Origin of the sequence: Mesorhizobium sp. M8A.F.Ca.ET.021.01.1.1 (assembly GCF_003998025.1) — a bacterium.
Lineage (GTDB): Bacteria > Pseudomonadota > Alphaproteobacteria > Rhizobiales > Rhizobiaceae > Mesorhizobium.
This window is the reverse complement of sequence record NZ_RZSJ01001005.1, coordinates 1-938: the sequence shown is the minus strand read 5'-3', so window position 1 is coordinate 938 and position 938 is coordinate 1. Positions and strand designations below refer to the sequence as shown.

Here is a 938-nt window from a genome sequence, read left to right as displayed (position 1 = left end):
CTTCAAGGACGAGGCGCGCAAACTTTTGACGCCCCAGGACATCGACGACAACCTGGCCGGTATCCGCCGCAACTTCATGCCATACCTGAAGTTCGGCAGCGGTTCCAGCGATGCGGTGATGGTCAACAATGCCGACTGGCTGATGGAGATCAACTACGTCAATTTCCTGCGTGATGTCGGTCGGCATTTTTCGGTCAACCGGATGCTCGCTTTCGATTCCGTCAAGTTGCGGCTCGACCGCGAGCAATCGCTGTCGTTCCTTGAATTCAACTACATGATCCTGCAGGCCTATGATTTCGTCGAACTCTACAAGCGCCTTGGGTGCCGTCTGCAGATGGGCGGCTCCGACCAATGGGGCAACATCATCAACGGCATCGATCTCGGCCGCCGCATGGAGGATGCGCAACTCTACGCACTGACCACGCCGCTGCTCACCACCTCGTCCGGCGCCAAGATGGGCAAGTCCGCCTCGGGCGCGGTCTGGCTCGATCCAGAGATGTTGAGCCCCTACGAATTCTGGCAGTACTGGCGCAACACCGAGGATGCCGACGTTGGCCGTTTCCTGAAGCTCTACACCACGCTGCCGCTGGACGAGATCGCACGGCTCGAGCGGCTGGGTGGTTCCGAGATCAACGAGGCGAAGAAGATCCTCGCAACGGAGATCACCGCCCATCTGCACGGCCGCGCGGCCGCCGAACAGGCCAGCGAGACGGCGCGCAAGACCTTCGAGGAAGGCGCTCTCGCCGACACGTTGCCCACGGTCGAGACGGACAGGGCCGCGCTCGAATCCGGCGTCGGCATCCTGTCGCTATTGGTCAGCGCGGGGCTGGCATCGTCCAATGGCGAGGCAAGGCGGCACGTCCAGGGTGGCGCCGTGCGCCTGAACGACCAGCCGGTAAGCGACGACCGTCGACTGGTCACGCTTCAGGATTTGAGTC

1 protein-coding gene is annotated in these 938 nt (G+C 62.0%); it reads left to right on the top strand.

What is annotated here, in order from left to right; all coding sequences use genetic code 11:
- Positions 1 to 938 (top strand): tyrosine--tRNA ligase (gene tyrS, locus EOA36_RS36205; protein ID WP_127281300.1); only part of this gene is annotated, 938 nt, incomplete at both ends.